Source organism: Zunongwangia sp. (assembly GCF_048269745.1).
In the GTDB taxonomy this organism is placed as follows: domain Bacteria; phylum Bacteroidota; class Bacteroidia; order Flavobacteriales; family Flavobacteriaceae; genus Zunongwangia.
The window spans coordinates 82,732-105,401 of record NZ_JBLXIB010000013.1 but is presented as its reverse complement, the minus strand read 5'-3'; the positions used below and the strand labels follow the sequence as shown (position 1 = coordinate 105,401).

The following is a 22,670-nucleotide window of genomic DNA, read 5'->3' as shown; positions in this document are numbered from 1 at the left end:
TATTCAGTTCCAATTAGTTTGGATTTCAGGTATCCAAATCCAAATCGGATATAAGCTCCAATTAGTTCAATTAAATATCTACCAAAAATTATTTGAAAAATTTCCATTATATTTTTTTCAGCTTGCACACAACGTCTCGGCTATGAGTAGTTGCGAGTGTTAGCACTTAACTTTGCAAGTACACACCAAACTGAAAATCCGTGAGGATTTTCAGAAGTAAGCGAGAATCAGCAATTACTTATAGCCATTGTTGTGCATAGTTATTTTAATTAAAATCTAATACGGTTGAATCTCCATATCTCCCATCATAATAGATATTAACTCTTGTTGGTCTAGGAGATGACTGTCCTACCCAAGAAGGAAACATTTGATAGTTCAATGTCATTGGAAAAGTCAAAATTGTTTGGTCTGAACTAACAGAAACATAGCTTTCATTATATTGATATATATTACCATTTGCGGGTATTCTTAATCCTGGAACTAAATTCTCTCCAGTTAAGATTAATGTGTCATTATAATTATAAGATTGTTGATTTGCAGAGTTTATTTTTGGAGCGTTTTCTTTTAAAACATCTATTTCATACGATGTTTCGGCTTTTGTTTGACCATTGATTTTTAATTTTAACTTATAATCAACTGCTGTTTCAATATTCTCATCAAAATAAAAGTAAAAATTAGTTGTAGGGATACCATTATCATTCCAAGTTTCTGTATCAAAGAAATTCAAATGATAACTATTTGTTTCATTTTCAATGTATAACTGATAGTCTTGATTACTTAAATCTAAATAAGTCACCCTGCCAAATGAAGTAGCCCTAACATAGCATTTTTGAACAGTTGAATTAATTTCACGTTTTAAAATGTTAACTGTGTAAGTGTTATTAGTCCCATCTTGAGCTGTCACGGTATATTCAATGGGATTATTAAAATTTTGAATTTCATTTGGGTTTGGAGAAATAGTAGCATTTTCAGATATCGTAATAATTGGGGAAACATTTGAGACATCTTTATAGGTTTCAACATCTATAGTTAAGTCGTTATGATTAATATTTCCTATAAAACTTTCATTATCAATATTTAATTCAAAACTTAATATTTGTTTTTCATTAGAAAATGGGGTGTTTTCAGTTATAATTTGATAATTAGCTATTTCTCCATTTTCAGCTGTAACCGTATAATTTACTATGTTATTAAAATTCTGAGGGGTTGATTCTGTAGGGTTTATTGTCGCATTTGCAGATATTTCAATTGAAGGTGTAACTGATATGAAATTTTCCAATCCTAAAGTTTGAATTCTAACCTCCTTTGATACATTATTTATATTCCCACTATAGGTTATATTATTTACTTCAATTTTAAAAGAAAGTATTTTATTTTCAGAGCTTAAACTAGGACGATCATCATCTTTGGAACAGTTGAAAAATAATACACTTAGAACTAATATTAGTAGAGCGTTTTTCATCATTTATACTTAGTTTTAATTATGCACAACGGTCTCGGCTATGAGTAGTTGCGTGGTTTAGCACTTAACTTTGCAAGTACACACCAAACTGAAAATCCGCGAGGATTTTCATAAGTAGGCGAGAACCAGCAATTACTTATAGCCATTGTTGTAGAGCGTTTTTATTTATCTCTTACACAAGTATCACAAAACTGTTTTCCGTAAGTAGTCAAAGTAATGTACTTTCTTGTAAATTCAACTTTTTGTTTTTCATCTTTCTCAATTGCAATTTTTATTGCTTGAGATTCAGGAGATTCTTCCAAAGGTTTATATAAATCTTCATTGGTTAAATGCATTCCACTTGGGATTTGCAACAAACCTAACCTGCATAAATTATCCAATAAACTTGGGACGAGTGAAATATCAACACAACCACTTAATGTTCCAATTTGAGACATATTTGTTATGATATCTCTACCTCCTTTTCCTCTTTCTTTAAATTCTGCTCTTACATCAATGAGAGGAAAAACTTGTCTTGAAGTAAATAACTTTAAAATTTTAGCTTCCTCAGAAGACAAATTTTTAATCACTTCTACAAATCCAGGATGAGCATTTTTATCGGTGATTGCCTCCCTCCTGCTTATCATTTTCTCTTTTAGTCTAGGGATGATTGCAACGATACTGCTATGGAATATCGCCTTGTATATTTTGCTGAACAAACTTGTTCAGAATCCGGGACTATTCCATTTCCAGAACGTATTTCCACGAAATATCAGCAACAAGAAAATAAGCCCGTTCTATGATGAAAAAGATTAACTTTTCGGCTTACGATCCCATCCTGGATATTCAGAATAATGTACTTTTTGCATCCAATGGCAATATAGTGCTCGGTTACCAGGTATCGCTACCCGAAATTTATTCCCTCTCGGAAAAGGATTTTGAAGACCTGCACGCTAGTTGGTTCCAGGCCTTTAAATCGCTTCCAGCTGGAACTGTTATCCAGAAACAGGATATTTACCGCAAATCCCATTATACGGCTGAAGCACTACCGAATAATACCTTTCTGCAACAAGCCACCCATCATTATTTTAAAAACCGGGAATATTTACAGCACCAAAGCTACTTGTTTTTTGTGCTTCCCCTGGACAAGCATCTAAAAGCTTCCAAATACGTCAACCCGTTTCGGAAGACTGAAAAAGGAATTCATAAAAAGTTTGATCATCAGGTCAGGGAATTTATTGGAGCGGTAAAGGATGCCGTTTCCTTTATCAATAACAGTAGAAAAATAACCATTTCCCCATTAGGTCAAAAGACTATTTTGGAATTTACCCACGCTTATTTTAATGGATTCCATCAAGATGTGGATACAGACATCAAGCTGGATCAAAAAGGAATTGCCATTGGCGATTATCATTTTGATGTGTTCGCGATCAATAATGAACAATGCTTTGGGGAAAGCCTGCAAAGCAGTAAAATCAATGAAAAATTCACTTCTGATGATTTTACATTTCATCAGGGTTTTATCGATGGACTGGGATTGGATCTGGACGAAGACCATATCATCAATCATATCCTTTATTTAGATGATAAACATAAATGGAGAAAATTACTGGAAAAGAAAATCGAGGAACTTTCCAAGAGTTCCAACTTTGGCACCCAGAACAAAGTGGTATTAAAGAAAATCCAAGAGATCGTAAGTCGCATCAATGAAGATGAAAGTTCACGCATTATCCGTGGCCATCTCAACATCATTTTTTGGTCTCCGGAGGTAACACAACTGGGTAGCATAGCTTCGAAAATCAAAACCGAATTTAAGGAACTGGATATGCTTCCCTATTATCCCAAGGGAGAAGAGCGCAAGCATTATTTTTTAAATTCCTATCCTTGTTTTGCATCCAACTTTTCTAATGAAGATCTTTATGTAACCGATCTTAAACACGCCCTGTGCCTTTATATCAACAATACCAATTACCGCTCCGACCATACAGGCATTATCTTTAATGATCGGCAACATAATATCCCGGTCCTAAAAGACGTATGGGATGAAAAGAAGAAACGCATTAAGGCCAGGAACTTTGCCATCTTCGCTCCCACGGGCGAAGGGAAATCCTTTTTAGCCAATAACATCCTTCGTCAATATTTTGAGAGCGGTGTACGACTAGTCATCATCGACCTGGGCGGTTCCTATTCCAAATTCGCCAAGCTCTATCCTAACGATCATATCATTTTACGCTACGAGCAGGGAAAAAACTTAGGGATTAACCCATTTTATATTTCCAATGAGGCCGATTTAACTCCCGAACGGCTGGAAGATCTGTCGGTATTCCTTCTGGAACTTCTGGCCGAAGGACAAAAAGTATCCAAAGGCAAGGAAGTAGCAATGAAAAAAGTACTCTTACAGTATTATCAGGAAATCCGGGATCAGCATTCGTTAGCTTCTTTATATCACTTTGTAGATGAGAACAAAGATACACTCGTACAGGGATTAGGAATCCGGGAGGAGCATTTCAGCACCTATGATTTCTTGCATATCCTTTCAGAATATGTGGAAGGAGGCCTTTCTTTCTATTTAACGTGGGGGCCGATCAAACCTATAAGATCGAGGACAAACGATTGATTGTTTTTGAATTGGATGAAGTCCGCGACAACAAAGAAATCCTATCGGTGATGCTGAAACTGATCAAATCAGCCATTGAGCGCACGATCTGGCAAAACCGGTCGGAAAAAGGGATTATTCTTTTTGATGAGTTTGCCAAGCAATTGAAGTTTGCTAATGTATTGGAAAGCGTTGAATTCTATTACCAGGCCATCAGAAAACAAAATGGAGCTATCGGGATCATCCTGCAATCTATTAACCAGTTGCCCAACAACTCCACCTCAGCAAGTATTCTGGAAAATACACAAGTCATCTACAGCCTTCGTAATGAAAAAGGTTATGGGGAATTGCAGAAACGGCTGAATCTCTCTACCCACGATTTGAACCAATTACGTTCCATTCGTAACAATCTTACCGGGTCGCGGAAATACACCGAAATGTTTATCAAAATAGGAAAAGAAAGCAACGTGTTCCGCCTGGAAGTACCCCCAGAAGTCTATGCGGCCTACCTGACCGATGGTAGTGAGAACCAGACCATAATGGCCATTTATAATCAAACCAATGATATGGAAAAGGCCATTGAACGCTTCCTTAAAGAAAAAGAAAATATATAAAAACCAAGATCAATATCCTATGAAACATTCCATAAATCAAAGCATCAAAAGATTCGTGGTAACCTTATCCATTGCCCTCTTTTCATCAGGCCACATTGTGGCCCAGGGAATGCCCGTATATGATAATACGAATTTTATCAGTCTGGCTAAACAGCTGATCGAATCGGCTAAGCAAACTTCCAATTTACTCAAGACCGTCGAGTTTCTAAAACAACAAAAAGAGCGGATCGAACAGGTAAGCAATGTGATCCAACAATTGGATGCCGTGGGAAAACTGATTCAGAATAACCAGTACCTCTTCAATATGGTACAGGGCGATTTGCAAGAAATCCTCAACTCCCCGTATATAAAACCCGATGAAATCAACCGGGTGACAGCCTCCTTTGAGGAAATTATTGACCGTTCGATGGAGAGCGTGGATTATGTCAATAAAATCCTGACCAGTGATTATCTAAAAATGAGCGATGCGGAAAGAGCTACCGTATTAAAAGATTACGAAACTAAATCCAATGAGATGGTCGCCGAGGTGCAGAACAAAACACGCCGGTATAAGGAAATCATTTCCTTTCGGAAAATGCAGGATGATATCAATAATCGCGAAACGGAATTCTGATGGGAATGGGACTCGAATACGTAGATACGGTCTTTCAAACGATCAAAGACAGTAATTTTTCTCAGTATACCATTACCGGGATGAAGACACTGGCCGTATTGTTTTTCCTGATCAATATCCTTAAAAAATATAATGAAGGTGTGGCTGCTACCGATGGACATACCTGGGGATTAAAACCGACGGAACTTTTTAAAAACTTTGCCATTGTCCTACTGGTTATTTTCTCCACACAGGTATTGGACGTATTTGATACTATACTGGTGGCTATAGAAGCCCAATACCGGGACACGGCCCCGGCACTCCTCCCCTTGCAGCTTAGTGATGTGGATATTGAACGGGATGTGGGTGCCCTGGAGGCCGCCAAAAAAGCAATGGCAATGCTATACGAAGCCTTGGTAACTCCGTTATACGGACTTAAAATTTTGGCCTTTATTATTGGGGTAATCCTCTGGCTTTTGGATTTGTTTATCTATCCGCTCTTTTTGGCGGAGCGCTATTTTCTATTGGGAATAATGCAGGCATTTTTTCCGCTGGTCATTAGCCTGGCCGTATTTGAAAAATTCCGCTCCCTGGCCTATACCTTTTTTAAGCTTTATGCCGGGTTGTATATGCTCGTACCGGCCTTCTTTCTGGTCAATATTTTTATCAATAACCTATATATCGAAATCAACAGCCATTTTTGGAGTGACCTCTTTGGGGCAGATTGGGGAGGCGAATTTTTTGCACCTGTCATCGAATGTGCCTCCATCGGTTTTATCGTCCTGCTCAAATTTAAGCTCTACCGCAAGGCAAGCACCTTTACCCTGCGACTCTTTACTGGAGGTTAATGTTTTAAGAACATTATAAATCTAACACAAAATGAAAATACCCTATCAAAATATTTATAAGGTCTTACGGATCAATCGTTTTATCGTCCTCTCCTCGGTAATCGGGTCGGCCGTGGTCTGTATCATTTCCATAGTAATGGTCATCAAACTACACCGGGAATCCCAGCATAATGCTTTTGTGATTAATGGGGATGGTAGCGTTATTCCCCTGAAAGTGGTCAAGCAACGGGAAAACCTGAAGGTAGAAGCCCTGGCCCATCTGGAACTGTTCCACCGCTATTTTTACGGACTTAATGCCAACAATTACAAAAACAATATCGAAAAGAGCCTGTGGCTGGGAAACAGTTCCGTATCTGACCTCTATCAACAAAAACAGGCCGAAGGGGTCTATAACCGGCTTTTGCAATATTCCCTGGTTCAAAAGATCATCACTATTGATTCAAAGGTGGATCTGCAAAGCAAGCCCTGCCAATTTAGTACCACCACCGTTTTTGAGATCAACCGTGGATCAGTAACTGACCGCTATGAACTGAAAACGGCTGGAAAACTGTTACAGGTCGACCGGAATTTCCCTCATAATCCCCACGGACTGCTGATCACTGACTTTTTTGAAAATAGCCTTCGCAAAATTAATCCTGAATAAAAATCTATCATTAAATACAACTTTATGAAACTTGAAAAGAAAAAAATTGTAATGGTACTGATTGTGGTCAGTGTCGTGTTGTTTATCGTTTCTTATTCCATCATCACCTTTGGCAAAGACGAGGAAACCAATATTGATACCCATCAGATCCCCCTCCCAAATTTAGGTAGCGATCAAAAACAATATGAAACAAAAATGGAAGCCTTGGAAAGCATCAAAAAGGAACGCGAGATCAATGCACCAAGCGTCTATGATGAAGAGCTGCTGGACGCTACCGGGAATTATGATCCTGACCTAAGAGATAAAGAAAAAAGACGGATGATCGACAGTATTTATTCGCAAGGGAATATTGATTACACCAACAGTACCTACCGGCAAGAGCAGTCAGCTCCCCTACCCCCTGCTTCATCCCAAAAGGATACATTGTCCAAGAAAATCGATAAAAAAGAACGGGAAGCAGCCGCTAAAGAGATGGGCCTGGAACACCAACTCTTCTTTGCCTCCAATCCAAAGGAGAACCCAAATACCCTATCGCAAAACACAGACAGACAATTATATGTTCAAGTCGATGGCACCCAGACCATCAAACAACATTATCGGCTTCGGATGCGGCTTTCACGAGCTGCCCTGATCGATGGAAAGCAGGTCCCAAAAAATATGCTTCTATATGGTTTTGTCAGTTTTAAACCCAATCGCGCCCTACTTACTATCGAGCACATTAAAGGAAGACCGGTTTCATTTGAGGCTTATAATCTGGCCGATGGCAGTGAAGGTATCTATATCGAGAACAGTTTCCGGGAAGAAGTGCGCCGTCAGGTAATAGGTGATGTCGTAGATGAACTCGAAGTACCGGGAGTGCCACAGGTGAGCGGTATAAAACAGCTTTTTAGAAGGAGTAACCGTCAGGTTAAAGTCACCGTACTAAACGGCTATCAATTACTATTAAAAATACCACAGGAACATTCTTAAAATCAAATCTTATGAGAACATTTACTATTATAGTATTACTGGCTTTAATAAATCCAGTTAATGCCCAAAATGATTTAGATACTTTGTATGCGAACGATAAAAAAAACGTAGCCTTGTTTTTTCCCAGTGCTATCCGACAGGGCATAACAGGAGCATCTCATTTCGTGTTTACCTATAATCGCGAAAAGAAGCAGTATTTTGGGCTATTAAAGGCGCAACCCGGAGAAGAAAGTAACCTTTTGGTAGTGACCGATGATGGAAAGGTCTATTCCTATATGCTGAAATATAAAAAAGAACTTCCCAAACTGAATTATTTTATTTCTACTGATGAAAGTATCGGAATGGAGATTCCAGCCAAAGTTACTCCCAAGCCTTCAAAAGAAAAAAAGGATAGTCTGGAAAAGCGACAGGAATATTTTCAGCGGTTTGCAGAGTATCTGCTAAAATCAGGAAAAAAACAGTCCAAGACCAAACGTAAAAGAGGCATCAAGCTTCAGTTACGACGGATCGCCTACAATGCTTCAGAAACCTATCTGGTAATGGAAATTACCAATACTTCGGGAATTACTTTCGAAATAGATTTTCTGAAAGTATACCGGATTAGTGGCAACAAAAAAAGAAAATCTTCCTTTCAAAAACTGGAAATAAAACCGATCTATACTTGCCATATGCCTTCGAAGATCTATAACAGTCAATCGGTACGCTTAGTATATGTACTGCCCAAATTTGTACTGGGTAGTAAGGAGAAATTGCAATTGGAATTGCAAGAGTTAAATGGAAGTAGAAAGGTATTGCTGAAAAAATAATGCGTCACCAATCCATTTTAATTAAACCTTGCAAAAATCTATACTTAAGAGATACTGAAGTAGATAAAAATATAAACTCTTTATTTCCTATAGAAACCATATTTAAGTCTTACGTATTTTTTAAAATTCGGTAGAAATGCAGGAGTATAAGAAGCCCATTTTAAGTAGCCATCACCGAATTTATTTATTAGAAAGCTTTCTTCAGCAAACATAATCCTGTCATAATACAACCAATACAAGAAAATAAAAGCTACGGTAAACCAACTATTTTCAGGGAGCATTGCCACTACCAACCACATCAAAAAATTACCTAAGTATAGAGGACGTCGTAATACATCCCAGTAGTATTGAATTCATTAGCAAGCTGTCCTTCAGTGGTATTCCTTCCAGAGGTGTTTTTAGGAGTATAACCTACTGTAAAAATTCTTATAAAAAGACCTAAAAGGCTAAACGACAGGCATACTAGTTCATAATAATCTGTTTCTATTTTTTGATCGTGTAAAGGCTCAATATATTCTCCATACAAAAAAACAATTAGCCTTATACCTAAAAATAAAATCGCCTTGAGTTTTAAATTCTTTTTGTAGTGCCATAAATTAAAATTTATACCTAAAGCCTATTAGATGATTCCCGTCGAAATTGTCATATGTAAGTTCCATATGTTCTTGACTATATTCTGTAGTAAAAATCAAATTAGCTCCTAATCCTATTGCTGCACCCGCAATAACATCCAATATATCGTGCTTTTTAGAGTCTATCCGACTGGCAGCGGTAAAGCCCGCCAAAGCATAGGCTGGAATACTATACTTAAATCCATAGCGGCGATGTATAAACCCTGCACTATGAAAAACCGTAGAAGTATGACCCGAAGGAAATGAGTTATCGTTACTCCTATCTGGACGTTGTTTATTAATACCAAGCTTCAAACCATACGTTACAGCTTCGGTCAACATTAAACCTTTAGTAAACTCCCAGACTCCTTCATTATCTCCAATAATAAAGCTAGTACCTAAAGTTACAGCAGGTAGTGCTATTAATATAACATCCCCTATTTTCTGAACCGTACCTACTTGCGGTGTTGTTTCACTAGTATCTTGCGCAAACGTATATTGTGAAAACAAAAGTAGGAATACAATGATAACCGCTACAATTGATGATTTTGATTTTATAGGTCGCAAATAATTGTACATTCAGTGTATTATTAAAAATTAACTCTCATCCCATCGGCTCCGAGCCATAGTACCAAAGGTGATGTACAATTCTTTTTGAATGTTGAAGGAAATCTAAAGGAAATCTAAAGACACCTATTTTAGTTATAGTATAGCGTCCATTTTTCAAAATGTTTTTGATGATCAAAACTATTCTTGACGACTGTAAATTTTTTATCTATATCACGTTTATTTCCAACTAGAAGAAAAGTAGAGTGCTTTTTAGATATTTCCAGTAGCTTATATAGTTCCGATTTCTCATTTAGATCCCAAAGTTGTTCTTGATAAGCATTATTTTCTTCAAATTGAGTTTCCCTTTGGGTGGTGTTGCCTGAATATTTAAGGGTAATATATTTATCATCTGTATAAAAAGGTATAGAACTAAGTAAATAATCATAGACAATAATAGTTTTGTCCTTTTCTTTAGAAACGTGGTCTATGAAATTCACCATATCCCTGGTGGAATTTATTATAGAACTGTGATTTGTCATAAATGAGGTCGAAATACAAATAATCACGCCCCCAAAAACCGCAGCTAATATGGCCGGTTTATAATACTTGTTAGTATCAATAGCGTAATAAATTACCCCAAAAACAATAAGGGAAATAAATGCAATTATTAGCGTTTTTATAGAAATATATTCAAATTCCGATATATACACTCTACTAAAAAACAAACCTATCACTAGAACTAAGATTAATCCGGCGTAGGTAATGTTGACTATATTTCTAGAAGCTTTGGAAATCTTGGGCAACATTGCTGCAATACTGATCGCTATCATCCAAAAAACTGGTAAGATATACAGTATCAATTTGGTACTAAACGCAGAAAATAAAAAAACTAAAATGATACTTGCATATATTAATACTTTGGTTTCCTTCTGCTTTGGAAAAAGAGATTTTATATTTTTTAAATGTGGAAGTAGTGACAAACACCAAGGTAATAGAAGACCAAGCAAAATTGGCAAGTAATACCAGAATGGTTTCGACCTTTCGCTATATGCATTTCCTGTAATTCTTCCCAGAATTTGTTTGTGAATAAAATAATCCCAAATCTTAGGATGCTCTACAATTATTGCTATATACCAAGTTACACCTACCGAAAAACATAACAAAAAACCAATAATATGATGAGGAGTCATCTTTATGCTGCCTTTGTAAAGCAATTTTCTGATGATAATGTAGGTCAGAATAAACAATAAGGCTACAGGTCCCTTGGTCAATAATGCAATACCTACAAGTGTATAAAACAGATAAAGAAATCCTATCTTGGTTTTATCTTCATACACTTGCCAACTATATACAGCACCTATAACTAACGTAGTCAGAAACGCATCGGTAGTTAGGTTTCGACTTGAAATTAAAACTATTGGAAATGAAAAATAAATCAATCCGGCCATAAAGGCAAGACGCTTATCCCTATAGAGTAAATTTGCTAGACGAAAGACTAAAACTAACTGAATAACTATGGCTATCTGGAGAAAAAAACGAGCACCAAACTCATTAACCCCAAAAATCCGATAGCCCACCGTAGTAATGTAATAGGTAATGGGCGGTTTATGAAAATGGAATATACCGAGGAGTTCAGGATTTAAATAGTCTCCGCTTAAAAACATCTCACGACTTATTTCTGCATATCGTGCTTCACTGGTTTCAGCAAGGCCATAATTTCCTAAGCCTACTATAAGCACAATCCAAACTATACATAGAAATAATAAATAATAGCGATCTATGATATTCTTTGACTTCACATTTTTATTTTATAAAAACAAATGTGAGAAGGAATTCTAATGAAATTTTTAATTGATTCTTAAGAAAATCTAAAGAAGCTTTTTTTCCTTTTTCAATAGCATCATATTTCTGCTATAAAGAAAAATTCCCAAAAGGTGACCTGCCATTAATACCGGATCTTGACGTAATAATGCATAAAGAAAGATAAGTATCGACCCCATCAAACTGAGTACCCAAAATCCTAAAGGTAAGACAGATTCTTTTCTTCTTTCACTGTAAAACCACTGATATACAAAACGTAATGTAAATATAATCTGGGCGGTAATTCCAAGTACTAATAACCACAAGGGAATATTTTCATTATTAAACAACAAAGAGCGATCATAAATTTTGTTATTATAACCAATGTAAAGAATAATGAAAGGAAATACATATAAGAACCAACGCAAAATTTTAGGGAATTTAAACCACTGCTTTTGGAAATGCATATTACGTATGTAAATAAAATAGGTCAAAATTTGACCTAACATTATCGCAAAATCATTTCTTAAATAGCCATATACAAATAATAGAAATGATGCAATTAAACTCAATTGCCAAAAAAGTATTGGGGTTATTACGCGTTGATTCTTTTCAGATAGTGCCCATTGCAATATAGAACGTCCCGAAAATAAGATTTGAGCCGTAAATCCAATACCGTAGATCATCCAAACATTCACCCTTTATCCTCTGTTTTATATGAAATATAATTGGATTTCATCCATAGGTAAGCAAAGCAATCTATTAGAGGTCCGAACAATCGATTTCTTAAACCAAATTTTGCTTTTCCGGCAATACGTGGAAAATGTTGCACAGGTACTTGTTTGACTTTTCCATCAAGTAAAAGAACCATTGCCGGCAGAAAACGATGCAGCCCCTTAAACATTGTAATGTTTTTTGCATAATCCGCTTTAATGATTTTAAGCGGACAGCCAGTATCATCCATACCGTCTTGTGTAAAACTACGACGTATACTATTAGCGACTAAAGAGGAAACTTTTTTAAGGAAAGGATCTTTTCTGTCAGAACGCACACCTGTTACTAAATCATATGTATCAATGAAATCCAGCAATAAATTAAAGTCCATCGGACTGGTTTGTAGATCGGAATCAATATAACCAATTAATGTGCTTTCCACAGCATCAAATCCAGCTTTCAAAGCGGTGCTTAAACCATAATTTCGATCTAAACTAATATAGTGAAATGCAAGATTTCTTGAACATATCTTTTTAACGATACTTAAGCTTAAATCTTGGGAACCATCATCTACAAATAGTACGGCTGAATGTACTTTTGCACAGTTAAGATATTCCTGAAGTTCCTTTTCAACCCGTCCTAGATTTTCTTGTTCATTATACACGGGAACTACAATGGTAAGTGTATTATTCATTATTCAACTTAAAAAATAGACTTTAATAATTTGCAATAATAAACAAGGATTCTAAAGCAATTTTTAAGATTAGCCTGTTTTAAAAATATAGTCTCAAAGCCTTTTAAATCAAGGTTTTTATATGTTTTTTTGAAAATAAAATTAAATAAATGAAAATATTAATAACTGGTATTGCCGGTTTTATTGGTTCACATCTTGCAGATAGATTACATCTATTAGGACACGAAATTTTAGGTATCGATAATTTTTCTACTTACTATAGTGTTGGCTTTAAAAAAGAAAATGCTCAACACTTAAAAAGTTTTGGTATACAAATTATAGAAGGTGATTTACGCTCTGAGGATTTTAAAAGTAAACTGCCCTTCAATCTGGACTATATCTTCCATTGCGCTGCTCAACCAGGTATTGCAAAAACTTCTACTTTTGAAGACTATCTATCAAACAATATCGCCGCTACGAATAATCTGATAAATTTTGCTGTGCAATGCCCGAACCTAAAGTTTTTTATTAATATTGGTACATCTTCAATTTATGGAGCTGAAGTGAGCTGTAGTGAAAATGAAGTGACTAAGCCAATCTCCAACTATGGAATAACCAAATTAGCCGCAGAACAATTGGTTTTACTACAATCGCGACGAGGATATTTTCAAGCCTGCTCGCTCCGCTTGTATTCTGTTTATGGTTCAAGAGAACGACCGGATAAGATATTCAGCCAATTAATTGATTGTGCTATCAACAAAAAAGCCTTTCCATTATTTAAAGGAAGCCTTGAACATCAAAGAAGTTTTACTCATATCAAGGATATTATTGATGGTATTATTTGCGTCATTGGTAACGAAGAAAAATGTGATGGCCAGATCATTAACCTTGGAACTACTCAGGAATACTCAACGAAACAAGCTATAAAAATTGTTGAAGACTTATTATCGACCAGAATCCACATACAAGAGGAACCTCCAAGACCTGGTGATCAGATACGAACAAAAGCAGTTATTGACAAAGCTCAATATTTATTAAATTATCATCCATCAATAGGACTTAGGGAAGGGATTTTAGAACAAATTAATTGGATGAAAAATAAAAACAACAACGAAAAAAAAATGTCCAAATAGTTTATTTGGACATTTCATTTCAATAATAATAAAGATTAATCCCTCCCATCATCATCTTCGGATTCTTTATGGATGGTCTTCCCCTTGGAATCCACAGTTATTGCCATTTCAATCTAGCCTTTTTCTATCTCAAATTCGTAATTCACTCCTTGATTGGTCTCAGAAACTTCACACTCCTCGATTTTGTACCCCCGAAAACTAGCCTTAACTGAAGATACAATATGTTCCAGTATTTCATTATTCTCAATTTCATATTCAGTTTCCTGCCAGGTACCATCATCCAAAAAGTTTGCTGAATATTCCTTCTTTTTGAGTTTAAATTCGGCTTCCCATTCATTTACTTCTTCCTTTTGCCAATTCACACGATTCACCGTAGGAAACTTTTTCGAAAATGCCTCTTTAACTACCGTTGGCACCTTATCTTTTTGAGTAAATGCAATGCTGGTTATACTTGTAAAAATCAGTGCAATTCCTATAATCGCTTTTTTTATAATGATATCATTTTTAAGGTATACTATAAATGTATAGTAAGATTCTAAAGGTAGCTTTAAGGAAATCTAATTTGGCCTTAAAGGGGGAGCAATGGCAAATTCTATTTTTTGAAGATGTGTGAGTGCTGCATCGCTATCCTGATATTGCCTGTAAGTAAAAATAGCATTCTCCCCAATAATACCCACTATCATTATGATACCGGTATAACTACCTACATTTAAGGGGATGCCGGTAATAAATAAACTGAGTAAACTTCCTGCTACACCCAATATGGCAACATCGATTATAGCCAAGGCTACTTTTATTTTTCTAAAAAGAAATAGTATTACAATAAATACTAATAGTATCGTAGATACTAAAATAGTCAATAACTCCTTAAAAGCCTGTTGTTGCTCTTTATATGCACCACCATATGCTATCGCACAGCCATTAGGAAGGCTTAGGTTTTTTGTAAGCGTTAACTTTATTTCAGCTAAGGTAGAGCCCAGAATTTACTGTTGCTCGCTCTGCGGTAATCATCACTTCCTGTAAGGATTCTGTTGTTTCTGACAGTTGAATCTTTCCTAAATTAAAAATAGGATTTAGTCCACCGGCGATTATTTGCTTGGAATAGGTTTAAAAGTCCATAAATGATACTTCAACCTCATAATTCCCCATGGATAATTCAGTAATAGTGAAATATCCGGTATCATCTGTAATGGTTCCCGTAACGTTTTTATGACTTCTGAATCATTTACAGTGATCGTTACAAATGCTAAGGGCTGCTATACATCTCTGTTTACAACTTTTCCGGTAATAGTTATTTTCTCCTGAGCATCTGCAAATGAGTTAATAAAGACAAGAAATAAAAAATGTATAAGCTTGTTTTTAGATAGGTCCATTATTAAGTTTTTTATTAAACTAATGGAGCTTTCTAAACAAACTTTAAAGTAGTTTCGTAGTGATTTTAATGTTTATAAGCCGAAAAATCTATCTGGAAGATATGTCTACCCTTATTTTTTTTAGAATGGTGTAGGGTATCAAAAGAATAGGTAGGCACAAAATGATAATAGTCGCAAATTTTCTTTACTATTGAAAGCCCTAGCCCTGTTGATTCTTTTTGTCTACTTTCTTTATAAAATCGCTCAAAAACCTGGTCTGGTCGAGACAACATTTCCTCTCCAGCATTGATTACCTGAAGCTTTCTATCAAAGATTTTTATATCTATACTGTGGTTATTGAAATTATGCTTGACTGCATTTGATAATAAATTATTGCAAAGTACCGTAGCCAAGGAAAGATCCATTTTTACATGTATCTTAGCATTTTCTTCAATCAGGAAATCTGTAGAGAAAAGTTCTTTGAAGTTTAAGACAGTATCATTAATCAGTTTATTAATGGAAATCACTTCATTGGTCGTAAACTGATCATTTTCAATCTTAGCTAAGAGAATAAGTTTTTTATTAAGTTGTTTTAAACGTGAAATATCAGACTGTAAAGAAGAAAATTGATGGAATTGTGTTTCATTAATTTCTCCATCATTGATAACAGTATCTATCTTAGCCTGCATAATAGCTAATGGGGTCTGCATTTCGTGAGAAACGTCTTCAGTAAATTGCTTTAAGTTTTTATAATCTTTTTGAATTTTTGAGGTTAAAATCTTCAATTCCTTATGAAGTTCGTGAAATTCCAACACTTCAGAATCTACCAATTGAAGTGGTTTGTCAGATCGAACGGAAAAATTTTTAAGCTTTGTGAGATTGGTAAAGAAAGGTTTCCAAAGTTTTTCATTACGAGATTTATTTAAATAGAAAAGGAAAATAAATGCTAGAAATATGATAGTGAAAAATGTAAATACAATAGCATATAAAATATCTTCTGATTCAATAATCATTGCACGAACAGTAATTTTGTAATTCGTACCATTAATTATCTTAGTCCCTGATAGTTGACGAAAAAGTTCAATTTCATTCTGGGATGGATCGTAAATTAACGTATCTTGAAGTTGTTCTGCTTCGTGATGTTGAACTTTCTTTACCTGTAATATAGATTCAAAATCAATAAATTCTCCCTCTTTAGCAAGAATACGTTCAATTCGAGCCTTATTGGAATAAAGCTCCTCTTCTATTTCTTTTTCCAACAATATTTTTGTGTAGAAATAGAGTGCCATTCCAGAAATCATCATTATAATCGTACTGGAGATTAGAAAAGTTTTCGAAGCTTTTCTTAAAAGTGGGGTTTTATTTTCTACTGGTGAATTAATCTGCTATAAATTTATAACCGCTACCATAAGCAGTTTGGATATACTTTGCGCCTTCCTTTGTTAATTTCTTTCGTAAGTTATTGATATGAACATAAATGAAATCAAAATTATCCAGTAAGTCACTATCATCACCCCATAGATGTTCTGCTATAATAGCCTTAGAGAGTACGCGCCCCTGATTAGTAATAAAAAATAATAAGAGATCATATTCTTTGCGCGTGAGCGAGATAGGCTTATCGTTGACATAAGCACTACGAGCTAGTGTATCTAAACGAATCTCTTGAAAAGTGATTGAATCATCTCCCCCAAATTGCCCTCGACGCAATACCGCCTTAATCCGAGAGTTGAGTTCCGCCAAATGAAAAGGTTTTGTAATATAATCATCCGCCCCTAAATCTAAACCTTCCAGTTTATTATCTAATGAATTATTTGCTGATATAATAATCACCCCGCATTTTCGCTTCTGCTTTTTAAGTTTTTTAAGTAAATCAAGGCCACTTCCAGTAACTAAATTAATATCAAGTATCACTAGATCATACTCATATAGTTCCAACTTTTCAGAAGCTTCCAAATAATCGGAAGCAGTTTCACAAATATTGGCATCACTGTTTAAATATTTAGCAATGGAAAATTGTAAATCTTTTTCGTCCTCTGCAATTAGATACTTCATATTTTAAAATTATAAATAAAAATAAAGTAAAATTCTAAAGAGATTTTAAAGTGGTTAAAAATTAATAACTTCATCAAGTGCATCATCCGCATCTCGATGAATAAAATTAGCTTGATAATTCAAAGTTGTTTTCAAATCACTATGACGATAGAGCTTTTGTAACATTAAAGGATGAATGCGGTCACCTGCTATATTACCAAAGCTATGCCTGGCGATATGGTTAGATAAGTTTTTTTCGATCTCGCATTTTTTGGCAATTTGTTTTAGGCATTTATTAAAGACCTTAGTGACACTTTTTGTTCGTATATAGATTTGTTCAGCATCATTATTGTCCGTATTTCTAAGGAATGGAAAGACATAACCCCTATTAAGCTTTTTCTCTTTTTTATAATGTTCTAAAATTTTTTTCGCCTTAGTAGGAATTTTAAGGCTGAGTGCTTTTTCATTTTTATTCATTATATAATAAAGTCGATTATCCTTAAAATCCGACCATTTTATTTTGACAACATCCGAAATACGAATACCGGCAAAATAAAAAGAAAAAAGCCATACATTATGAGTATGCCAAATAGAACTATTTTTCTCCAACTTCAGGTTTTCTATTTTTTCAATCTCTTCTGTGCTTAACCCTATCTTATTACCAGAACCAATTCTAATTTTCTCCTTATCGCCAGCAAAGGGATAAAATTTCCGCTCAATAATTCCTTCCTTAATAGCCAAATTAAAAAGAGTTCTAATTAAAATAAGTTGATTAGTAATAGTTCTGGTTTTTTGGCCTAAGTAAGAATGGCAAAATGTTTTATATTTATTAATGAAAACTTCATCAATATCCCGAAACGCTAGAGCTTTACTATTTCTAAAATGAGCTACACCATCTAGCCAGCTATATTTGCTAAGTCTAGCCTCACTAATTCGGTGCAAGCGGCGCTCATTTATTGACTTAATAACGGCTGATTTATTTTTATTCCTTTTTAAATTTAAAAATTCCTCGAGGTTATAAAGAATAGATAATTCAGCCTTAGCGACGGAAAATGTTCCTCTTTCATATTTTTCCATTATACGCTCTGCGGCTAGTTCAAAAAAAGATTTCTGTCCATAGGTTCCTTTTAGTTTTTGCTTTACCTGTTTCGGGCTAACCTGATCTTTAGATTCAAAAAATATGTCATTCACTTCACTCAATTTCTTCATTAAAAAATTGTTCAGCTTTTGTGAATTTGGATGACTTCTCTTTGCCTTTCCTGCCTTTTTATCCCAATCCTTCTCGAAAACATATTGACCAATCCACTTATAATTAGTTTTGTAATTTTCTGTAATTCTCAATGCAAGAGGAATTCTTCCATCTTTTCTTATCTTATTTTTCCGTAAAACAATTTTTATATTAGACATATTCAATTAATTATAACCATATAAATATAATTAATTAGTTTAAAAAAGGGTACAGAATGGGTACAGAATAATTTGATTTTAACACTATTTGAATAAAATCATAAAATATATAATTAATTGATAATCATAATGTTTAATATATTTTAGTTGATTTTATATAGCTATTTGAGTAGGTTCATAACCCGGAGGTCCCGAGTTCAAATCTCGGTCTCGCTACTAGTAAAATCAAGGCTTCACAGAGATGTGAAGCTTTTTCTTTTTACACCTAGTACAGAATTTCACCTTTTTCAAATAAATTAAAAAAAGTGGTTTAGAATAATCTTATTTGGTAGCAATTGAGATGAAATTTTAAGCTTTTTTCTTAAAATTTAGTCTAGAAAATAACTGTTACTTGATCTTCTAAGTGTACTAACTAGCATCATTTTTAACTATTTCTACAGTAAATGATTGCAGATTTCTAAATTTCTGTCAAATTTTAAAGTTTTACTTTCCTTTTATGTGTTTAATCACATTAACCGCATAAATAGAGAACATAGTGCGACAGGATTCGAACCTTTCTTAAAAATCCTTTTAAGTCCTCAAATTATTATTAAAGCTAAAATGAATTTACCATTATAGAACACGTTTTCTTATGCTTTTATACTTTATAGGTCAACAGAACTACCTCTATAAAATATTAAAATGACTTCTTTTGGTTGATATTAAAAATTTTTCCTACATTTGCATACCAAACGTTCGGTTTTATGAAGGACTCTAAAGGACAAATATTAAAAACCTCATTACTCCTTTTTTTACAGAAAGGTTTTAAAGAAGTGACGATGAAAGAAATTGTAAAAAGTTCAGGGTTTTCAAAAGGAGCTTTTTATCATTATTTCAGTAGTAAAGAAGAGGTGTTTAAAGAAGTGATAGATGTTTATTTCAGTCAAATGCTTCATTTTGATTACAATACTTTACCCTCCAATTCTTTACAATCATTTTATCAGGCTAATCTGAAAATTCTTCAAGAGCGGGATAGCATATTGCAAAGTTGGTATAAGGAAACTTTCGAGGGAGATTTCCCAAATAATATGTATTACATTCTATTTGATGCCCTTCGCTTATTACCCGAAGTTAAAGAACAACAGACCAACAGGATTCAGGAAGAATTGAAAGCCTGGGAAAAAGTCATCACCAATGCGATGACTACCGGAGAAATCAAAACTACGTTTTCACCTAAAAATTTAGCAAAGCAATTTGTATATAGTAGTGATGGAATTGCAATGCATATGATAATGATAAGCAGTTCTGAAAAACTTTTTAAGGAGGTAAAGGAAATCTGGGACAGTCTTTACGAAAGTGTAAAAGCTTAAAAAATTTTATAATAACACATACCGAATGGTCGGTTCAATCGATAGAATAATGACCTTCCATAAGGATGATTATTTTTTAATTGTAAACATACCGAACAGTCGGATTAAATATAAATAAAATGATAAAATACAGAAAACTTTTACTCCTTTTCGGAGTACTCCTTACTTTTCTACAAGCGAATGCGCAGAAATCCAAGGAGCTATCTTTAAAAGAGGCACTAAATTATGCACTTGAACATAAAGCGGATGCTAAAAAGGCAGCGTTGGATATCTCCAAAAGCGACTATCATATTCAGGAAAAAAGGGCGGAAATATTGCCTACCATCGCATTGGATGGCAACCTGATTAATAATCCTATTCTTCAGGAAACCGCCTTACCCGGTGAAATTCTTGGAGAACCCGGCACCGTAGTAATGGCGCCTTTAGGTCAAAAATGGAATGCCGATGGGGGAATTAATTTAACTCAGAAATTATTTGATCAATCGGTTTTTATCGGATTGAAAGCAGCAAGATCCAGCCGGGAGTTTTACCAGATCAATCAGCAACTTACCGAAGAAAATCTAATCGAAAAAGTAGCTTCACACTATTACCACACCCTCATTTTACAAGCCAATCTGACCGCGGTAGATACCACGTATCAAAATACCGTAAAGATTCAGCAAATCATTACAAGTCAATTTGAAAACGGACTGGCGAAAGGGATAGATGTGAAGCGTATTCAGGTAAAAGTGTCTAACCTTCAGGCGCAGCAACAAGAACTTCAGAATTCCATTCAAATCAGTAAAAACACCCTTAAGTTTTTAACCGGTTTACCTATGGAGATGATGATTACTTTAACGGAAGAGTCCTCTCCCCTCTTACCTCAAATTGAAAAAGAAACTTTTGACGTCAGTTCACTCAACGCCTATCAATCGCTGACGAAAGAGAAAGAATTACGCAACTATGCGTTACAGGAAAGCAAGGCGGCCAATTATCCTACGCTTAGTCTTAGCGCTCAATATAATTATCAGGGGTTAGGCGATACCTTCCCCATTGGAAAGGATGAAACCCAGCAGGTGTACTGGACAGATTATTCCAGTATCACCCTTAACCTGCATATCCCCATTTTTTCAGGGTTGAAAACACGCGCCAAGGTAAGACAGGCACAACTAGATGTGGAAACCATTCAACTGGACATAGAAGATAAAGAACTATCGCTTCGGGCAGATTTCGAAAACGCGAAAAATCAAATCAGAACTAGTGAAATTACGATTGAAAATCAGCAGCAAAATGTAGTGCTGGCCAAAGAAGTCGTAGAAGATATTCAGAACAACTACACCAACGGACTCGCTCCACTAACTGATGTACTGGATGCCGAAACTTCCCTGATCGAAGCGCAAAATAATTATAACAAGGCGGTACTCGATTATCGTCTGGCACTACTCGACTATTTAAAATCAAAAGGCGAATTACAAACCCTCTTAAAATAAGCAGAAAATGAAAAAAATAATATACAGTATACTCATTGGCACCATAGTCCTTGGTGGGGCTATATACCTCCTTCTTTCCAATAAAAAGCAAAATCAGCAGGAAACCGCTTTGATTACTCAAAAGAACGACGCTATTAGCGTTAAGGTAGATACGGTAAAACGCATTACCCCACAACTCAGCTATAGTAGTAACGGAACCTTTAAACCGGAACAGGAACTCATCGTCACCCCAGAAACTTCAGGCACCATTTTAAAAATTATGGTCAAAGAGGGCGATCAGGTGCGCAAAGGCCAAACCCTGGCCTATCTCAAAAAGGACCAGGCCAATGTATCTTATCAGAATGCCAATGCCAATTACGAAAATGCCTTAGAGAATTATAAACGTTATCAACGCGCGTACAAAACAGGCGGGGTAACCCAAGAGCAATTAGAACAAATGAAATTGCAGTTGGATAACGCAAAATCAAGTTTGGAAAATGCCAATTTGGACATAGAAGATACCCGAATTAAGGCTTCGATAAACGGATTTATAAATAAAAAATATATAGAACCCGGCACGGTAGTAAATATGAGTACTTCACTTTTTGAAATTGTAGATATCACTACTTTAAAACTTCGGGTTAGCGTTCCGGAACTACAGGTTTCTAATATTCGTACAGGTCAGGAAGCGCAGATTCAATTAAACGTTTATCCCGATACCACATTTACCGGCAGCGTATCTTTTGTGGCGGCAAAAGCAGATCGCTCCCTTAATTTTCCCGTGGAAATATCCCTACAAAATAGTCGCAGTCATCCCATAAAAGCAGGAATGTATGCCACTGGAATTTTTAACACCTCTTCCGAAAAAATAAAACCGATAAAAATCATTTCCCGAAATGCCTTTACTGAAGGTTTGGGTGAAAGTGAAGTTTTTGTGGTAAAAAACAACAAAGCTCACCTGCAAAAAGTACGAACAGGTAGAAACCTTAATAATCAGGTAGAAATTCTTAACGGCTTACAAGTTGGGGATGTGGTGGTGACCAGCGGACAGATCAATTTGGAAGATCAATCTGCTATACAAATTATTCAATAAA

The 22,670-nt window shown here is 35.2% G+C and carries 21 protein-coding genes and 1 pseudogene; 10 read left to right on the top strand and 12 right to left on the bottom strand.

From position 1 onward, the window contains the following. Positions 1 to 265: 265 nt before the first annotated feature. Complete coding sequence (locus ACN0WI_RS14190; protein ID WP_417887690.1) at positions 266 to 1,465, bottom strand: DUF5018 domain-containing protein; 1,200 nt, start codon at positions 1,463 to 1,465, stop codon at positions 266 to 268. Between the two features lie 158 nt (positions 1,466 to 1,623). Continuing rightward, entirely contained in the window at positions 1,624 to 2,088 is a 465-nt protein-coding gene (locus tag ACN0WI_RS14185) for a DUF4393 domain-containing protein (RefSeq protein WP_417887688.1), read from the bottom strand. 155 nt (positions 2,089 to 2,243) lie between these two features. On the opposite strand from ACN0WI_RS14185, the pseudogene ACN0WI_RS14180 reads away from it, so the two are divergent. The 6 genes and pseudogenes from ACN0WI_RS14180 to ACN0WI_RS14155 all read left to right on the top strand — a co-directional run bounded on the left by ACN0WI_RS14180 (position 2,244) and on the right by ACN0WI_RS14155 (position 8,509). Then, positions 2,244 to 4,651 (top strand): annotated as a pseudogene (locus ACN0WI_RS14180) (TraG family conjugative transposon ATPase). A gap of 19 nt (positions 4,652 to 4,670) precedes the next feature. Beyond that, positions 4,671 to 5,264, top strand: coding sequence for a conjugal transfer protein (locus ACN0WI_RS14175; protein ID WP_417887686.1), 594 nt, complete (start codon positions 4,671 to 4,673; stop codon positions 5,262 to 5,264). Then, complete coding sequence (locus ACN0WI_RS14170) at positions 5,264 to 6,091, top strand: hypothetical protein (protein ID WP_417887684.1); 828 nt, start codon at positions 5,264 to 5,266, stop codon at positions 6,089 to 6,091. Before ACN0WI_RS14175 ends, ACN0WI_RS14170 begins: the two co-directional genes overlap by 1 nt. A 31-nt stretch (positions 6,092 to 6,122) precedes the next feature. After that, on the top strand, positions 6,123 to 6,734 hold the full coding sequence (locus tag ACN0WI_RS14165; protein WP_417887682.1) for a conjugal transfer protein TraK: 612 nt from the start codon (positions 6,123 to 6,125) through the stop codon (positions 6,732 to 6,734). A 24-nt stretch (positions 6,735 to 6,758) separates the two neighbouring features. Continuing rightward, entirely contained in the window at positions 6,759 to 7,703 is a 945-nt protein-coding gene (gene traM / locus ACN0WI_RS14160) for a conjugative transposon protein TraM (RefSeq protein WP_417887680.1), read from the top strand. Between the two features lie 11 nt (positions 7,704 to 7,714). Continuing rightward, on the top strand, positions 7,715 to 8,509 hold the full coding sequence (locus ACN0WI_RS14155; protein ID WP_417887677.1) for a DUF4138 domain-containing protein: 795 nt from the start codon (positions 7,715 to 7,717) through the stop codon (positions 8,507 to 8,509). A 310-nt stretch (positions 8,510 to 8,819) separates the two neighbouring features. Here ACN0WI_RS14155 and ACN0WI_RS14150 read toward each other — a convergent pair whose 3' ends face one another. The 5 genes from ACN0WI_RS14150 to ACN0WI_RS14130 all read right to left on the bottom strand — a co-directional run bounded on the left by ACN0WI_RS14150 (position 8,820) and on the right by ACN0WI_RS14130 (position 12,877). Beyond that, entirely contained in the window at positions 8,820 to 9,035 is a 216-nt protein-coding gene (locus ACN0WI_RS14150; protein ID WP_417887675.1) for a hypothetical protein, read from the bottom strand. Between the two features lie 70 nt (positions 9,036 to 9,105). Further along, the gene (locus ACN0WI_RS14145; RefSeq protein ID WP_417887673.1) at positions 9,106 to 9,699 is read right to left on the bottom strand and encodes a phosphatase PAP2 family protein; all 594 of its coding nucleotides are present in this window, start codon (positions 9,697 to 9,699) and stop codon (positions 9,106 to 9,108) included. Positions 9,700 to 9,818: 119 nt separating this feature from the next. Beyond that, positions 9,819 to 11,468 carry an ArnT family glycosyltransferase gene (locus ACN0WI_RS14140; RefSeq protein ID WP_417887671.1) on the bottom strand — a complete coding sequence of 550 codons (1,650 nt, stop codon included), beginning with the start codon at positions 11,466 to 11,468 and terminating at the stop codon, positions 9,819 to 9,821. 69 nt (positions 11,469 to 11,537) lie between these two features. Beyond that, the gene (locus tag ACN0WI_RS14135; protein ID WP_417887669.1) at positions 11,538 to 12,155 is read right to left on the bottom strand and encodes a lipid-A-disaccharide synthase N-terminal domain-containing protein; all 618 of its coding nucleotides are present in this window, start codon (positions 12,153 to 12,155) and stop codon (positions 11,538 to 11,540) included. 8 nt (positions 12,156 to 12,163) lie between these two features. Continuing rightward, positions 12,164 to 12,877 carry a glycosyltransferase gene (locus tag ACN0WI_RS14130; protein WP_417887667.1) on the bottom strand — a complete coding sequence of 238 codons (714 nt, stop codon included), beginning with the start codon at positions 12,875 to 12,877 and terminating at the stop codon, positions 12,164 to 12,166. Between the two features lie 149 nt (positions 12,878 to 13,026). Between ACN0WI_RS14130 and ACN0WI_RS14125 the strand changes: the two genes are divergently transcribed. Continuing rightward, complete coding sequence (locus ACN0WI_RS14125) at positions 13,027 to 13,989, top strand: NAD-dependent epimerase/dehydratase family protein (RefSeq protein ID WP_417887665.1); 963 nt, start codon at positions 13,027 to 13,029, stop codon at positions 13,987 to 13,989. Between the two features lie 113 nt (positions 13,990 to 14,102). Here ACN0WI_RS14125 and ACN0WI_RS14120 read toward each other — a convergent pair whose 3' ends face one another. From ACN0WI_RS14120 to ACN0WI_RS14100, 5 genes are all read right to left on the bottom strand, one after another. After that, positions 14,103 to 14,405 carry a hypothetical protein gene (locus tag ACN0WI_RS14120; RefSeq protein WP_417887663.1) on the bottom strand — a complete coding sequence of 101 codons (303 nt, stop codon included), beginning with the start codon at positions 14,403 to 14,405 and terminating at the stop codon, positions 14,103 to 14,105. A 141-nt stretch (positions 14,406 to 14,546) separates the two neighbouring features. After that, positions 14,547 to 14,969, bottom strand: coding sequence for an efflux RND transporter permease subunit (locus ACN0WI_RS14115; RefSeq protein ID WP_417887694.1), 423 nt, complete (start codon positions 14,967 to 14,969; stop codon positions 14,547 to 14,549). Positions 14,970 to 15,427: 458 nt separating this feature from the next. After that, complete coding sequence (locus tag ACN0WI_RS14110; protein ID WP_417887661.1) at positions 15,428 to 16,645, bottom strand: sensor histidine kinase; 1,218 nt, start codon at positions 16,643 to 16,645, stop codon at positions 15,428 to 15,430. A 73-nt stretch (positions 16,646 to 16,718) separates the two neighbouring features. Then, positions 16,719 to 17,393 carry a response regulator transcription factor gene (locus ACN0WI_RS14105; RefSeq protein WP_417887659.1) on the bottom strand — a complete coding sequence of 225 codons (675 nt, stop codon included), beginning with the start codon at positions 17,391 to 17,393 and terminating at the stop codon, positions 16,719 to 16,721. A gap of 54 nt (positions 17,394 to 17,447) precedes the next feature. Further along, on the bottom strand, positions 17,448 to 18,779 hold the full coding sequence (locus tag ACN0WI_RS14100) for a tyrosine-type recombinase/integrase (protein ID WP_417887657.1): 1,332 nt from the start codon (positions 18,777 to 18,779) through the stop codon (positions 17,448 to 17,450). Positions 18,780 to 19,522: 743 nt separating this feature from the next. Between ACN0WI_RS14100 and ACN0WI_RS14095 the strand changes: the two genes are divergently transcribed. The 3 genes from ACN0WI_RS14095 (at position 19,523) to ACN0WI_RS14085 (ending at position 22,669) form a co-directional block, all read left to right on the top strand. Beyond that, positions 19,523 to 20,128, top strand: a complete 606-nt coding sequence (locus ACN0WI_RS14095) for a TetR/AcrR family transcriptional regulator (protein ID WP_290237002.1) — start codon at positions 19,523 to 19,525, stop codon at positions 20,126 to 20,128. Between the two features lie 119 nt (positions 20,129 to 20,247). Beyond that, positions 20,248 to 21,597, top strand: a complete 1,350-nt coding sequence (locus tag ACN0WI_RS14090) for a TolC family protein (RefSeq protein WP_417887655.1) — start codon at positions 20,248 to 20,250, stop codon at positions 21,595 to 21,597. Between the two features lie 109 nt (positions 21,598 to 21,706). After that, positions 21,707 to 22,669 (top strand): efflux RND transporter periplasmic adaptor subunit, encoded by a 963-nt coding sequence (locus tag ACN0WI_RS14085; protein WP_417887653.1) that lies wholly within the window; start codon positions 21,707 to 21,709, stop codon positions 22,667 to 22,669. Position 22,670 lies beyond the last annotated feature (1 nt).

Bases quoted from the DNA above. Each gene is read 5' to 3' on its own strand.
- ACN0WI_RS14190 (WP_417887690.1), bottom strand. From the start codon at position 1,465: ATGATGAAAAACGCTCTACTAATATTAGTTCTAAGTGTATTATTTTTC.
- ACN0WI_RS14185 (WP_417887688.1), bottom strand. From the start codon at position 2,088: ATGATAAGCAGGAGGGAGGCAATCACCGATAAAAATGCTCATCCTGGA.
- ACN0WI_RS14175 (WP_417887686.1), top strand. From the start codon at position 4,671: ATGAAACATTCCATAAATCAAAGCATCAAAAGATTCGTGGTAACCTTA.
- ACN0WI_RS14170 (WP_417887684.1), top strand. From the start codon at position 5,264: ATGGGAATGGGACTCGAATACGTAGATACGGTCTTTCAAACGATCAAA.
- ACN0WI_RS14165 (WP_417887682.1), top strand. From the start codon at position 6,123: ATGAAAATACCCTATCAAAATATTTATAAGGTCTTACGGATCAATCGT.
- traM (WP_417887680.1), top strand. From the start codon at position 6,759: ATGAAACTTGAAAAGAAAAAAATTGTAATGGTACTGATTGTGGTCAGT.
- ACN0WI_RS14155 (WP_417887677.1), top strand. From the start codon at position 7,715: ATGAGAACATTTACTATTATAGTATTACTGGCTTTAATAAATCCAGTT.
- ACN0WI_RS14145 (WP_417887673.1), bottom strand. From the start codon at position 9,699: ATGTACAATTATTTGCGACCTATAAAATCAAAATCATCAATTGTAGCG.
- ACN0WI_RS14135 (WP_417887669.1), bottom strand. From the start codon at position 12,155: ATGATCTACGGTATTGGATTTACGGCTCAAATCTTATTTTCGGGACGT.
- ACN0WI_RS14130 (WP_417887667.1), bottom strand. From the start codon at position 12,877: ATGAATAATACACTTACCATTGTAGTTCCCGTGTATAATGAACAAGAA.
- ACN0WI_RS14125 (WP_417887665.1), top strand. From the start codon at position 13,027: ATGAAAATATTAATAACTGGTATTGCCGGTTTTATTGGTTCACATCTT.
- ACN0WI_RS14110 (WP_417887661.1), bottom strand. From the start codon at position 16,645: ATGATGATTTCTGGAATGGCACTCTATTTCTACACAAAAATATTGTTG.
- ACN0WI_RS14105 (WP_417887659.1), bottom strand. From the start codon at position 17,393: ATGAAGTATCTAATTGCAGAGGACGAAAAAGATTTACAATTTTCCATT.
- ACN0WI_RS14100 (WP_417887657.1), bottom strand. From the start codon at position 18,779: ATGTCTAATATAAAAATTGTTTTACGGAAAAATAAGATAAGAAAAGAT.
- ACN0WI_RS14095 (WP_290237002.1), top strand. From the start codon at position 19,523: ATGAAGGACTCTAAAGGACAAATATTAAAAACCTCATTACTCCTTTTT.
- ACN0WI_RS14090 (WP_417887655.1), top strand. From the start codon at position 20,248: ATGATAAAATACAGAAAACTTTTACTCCTTTTCGGAGTACTCCTTACT.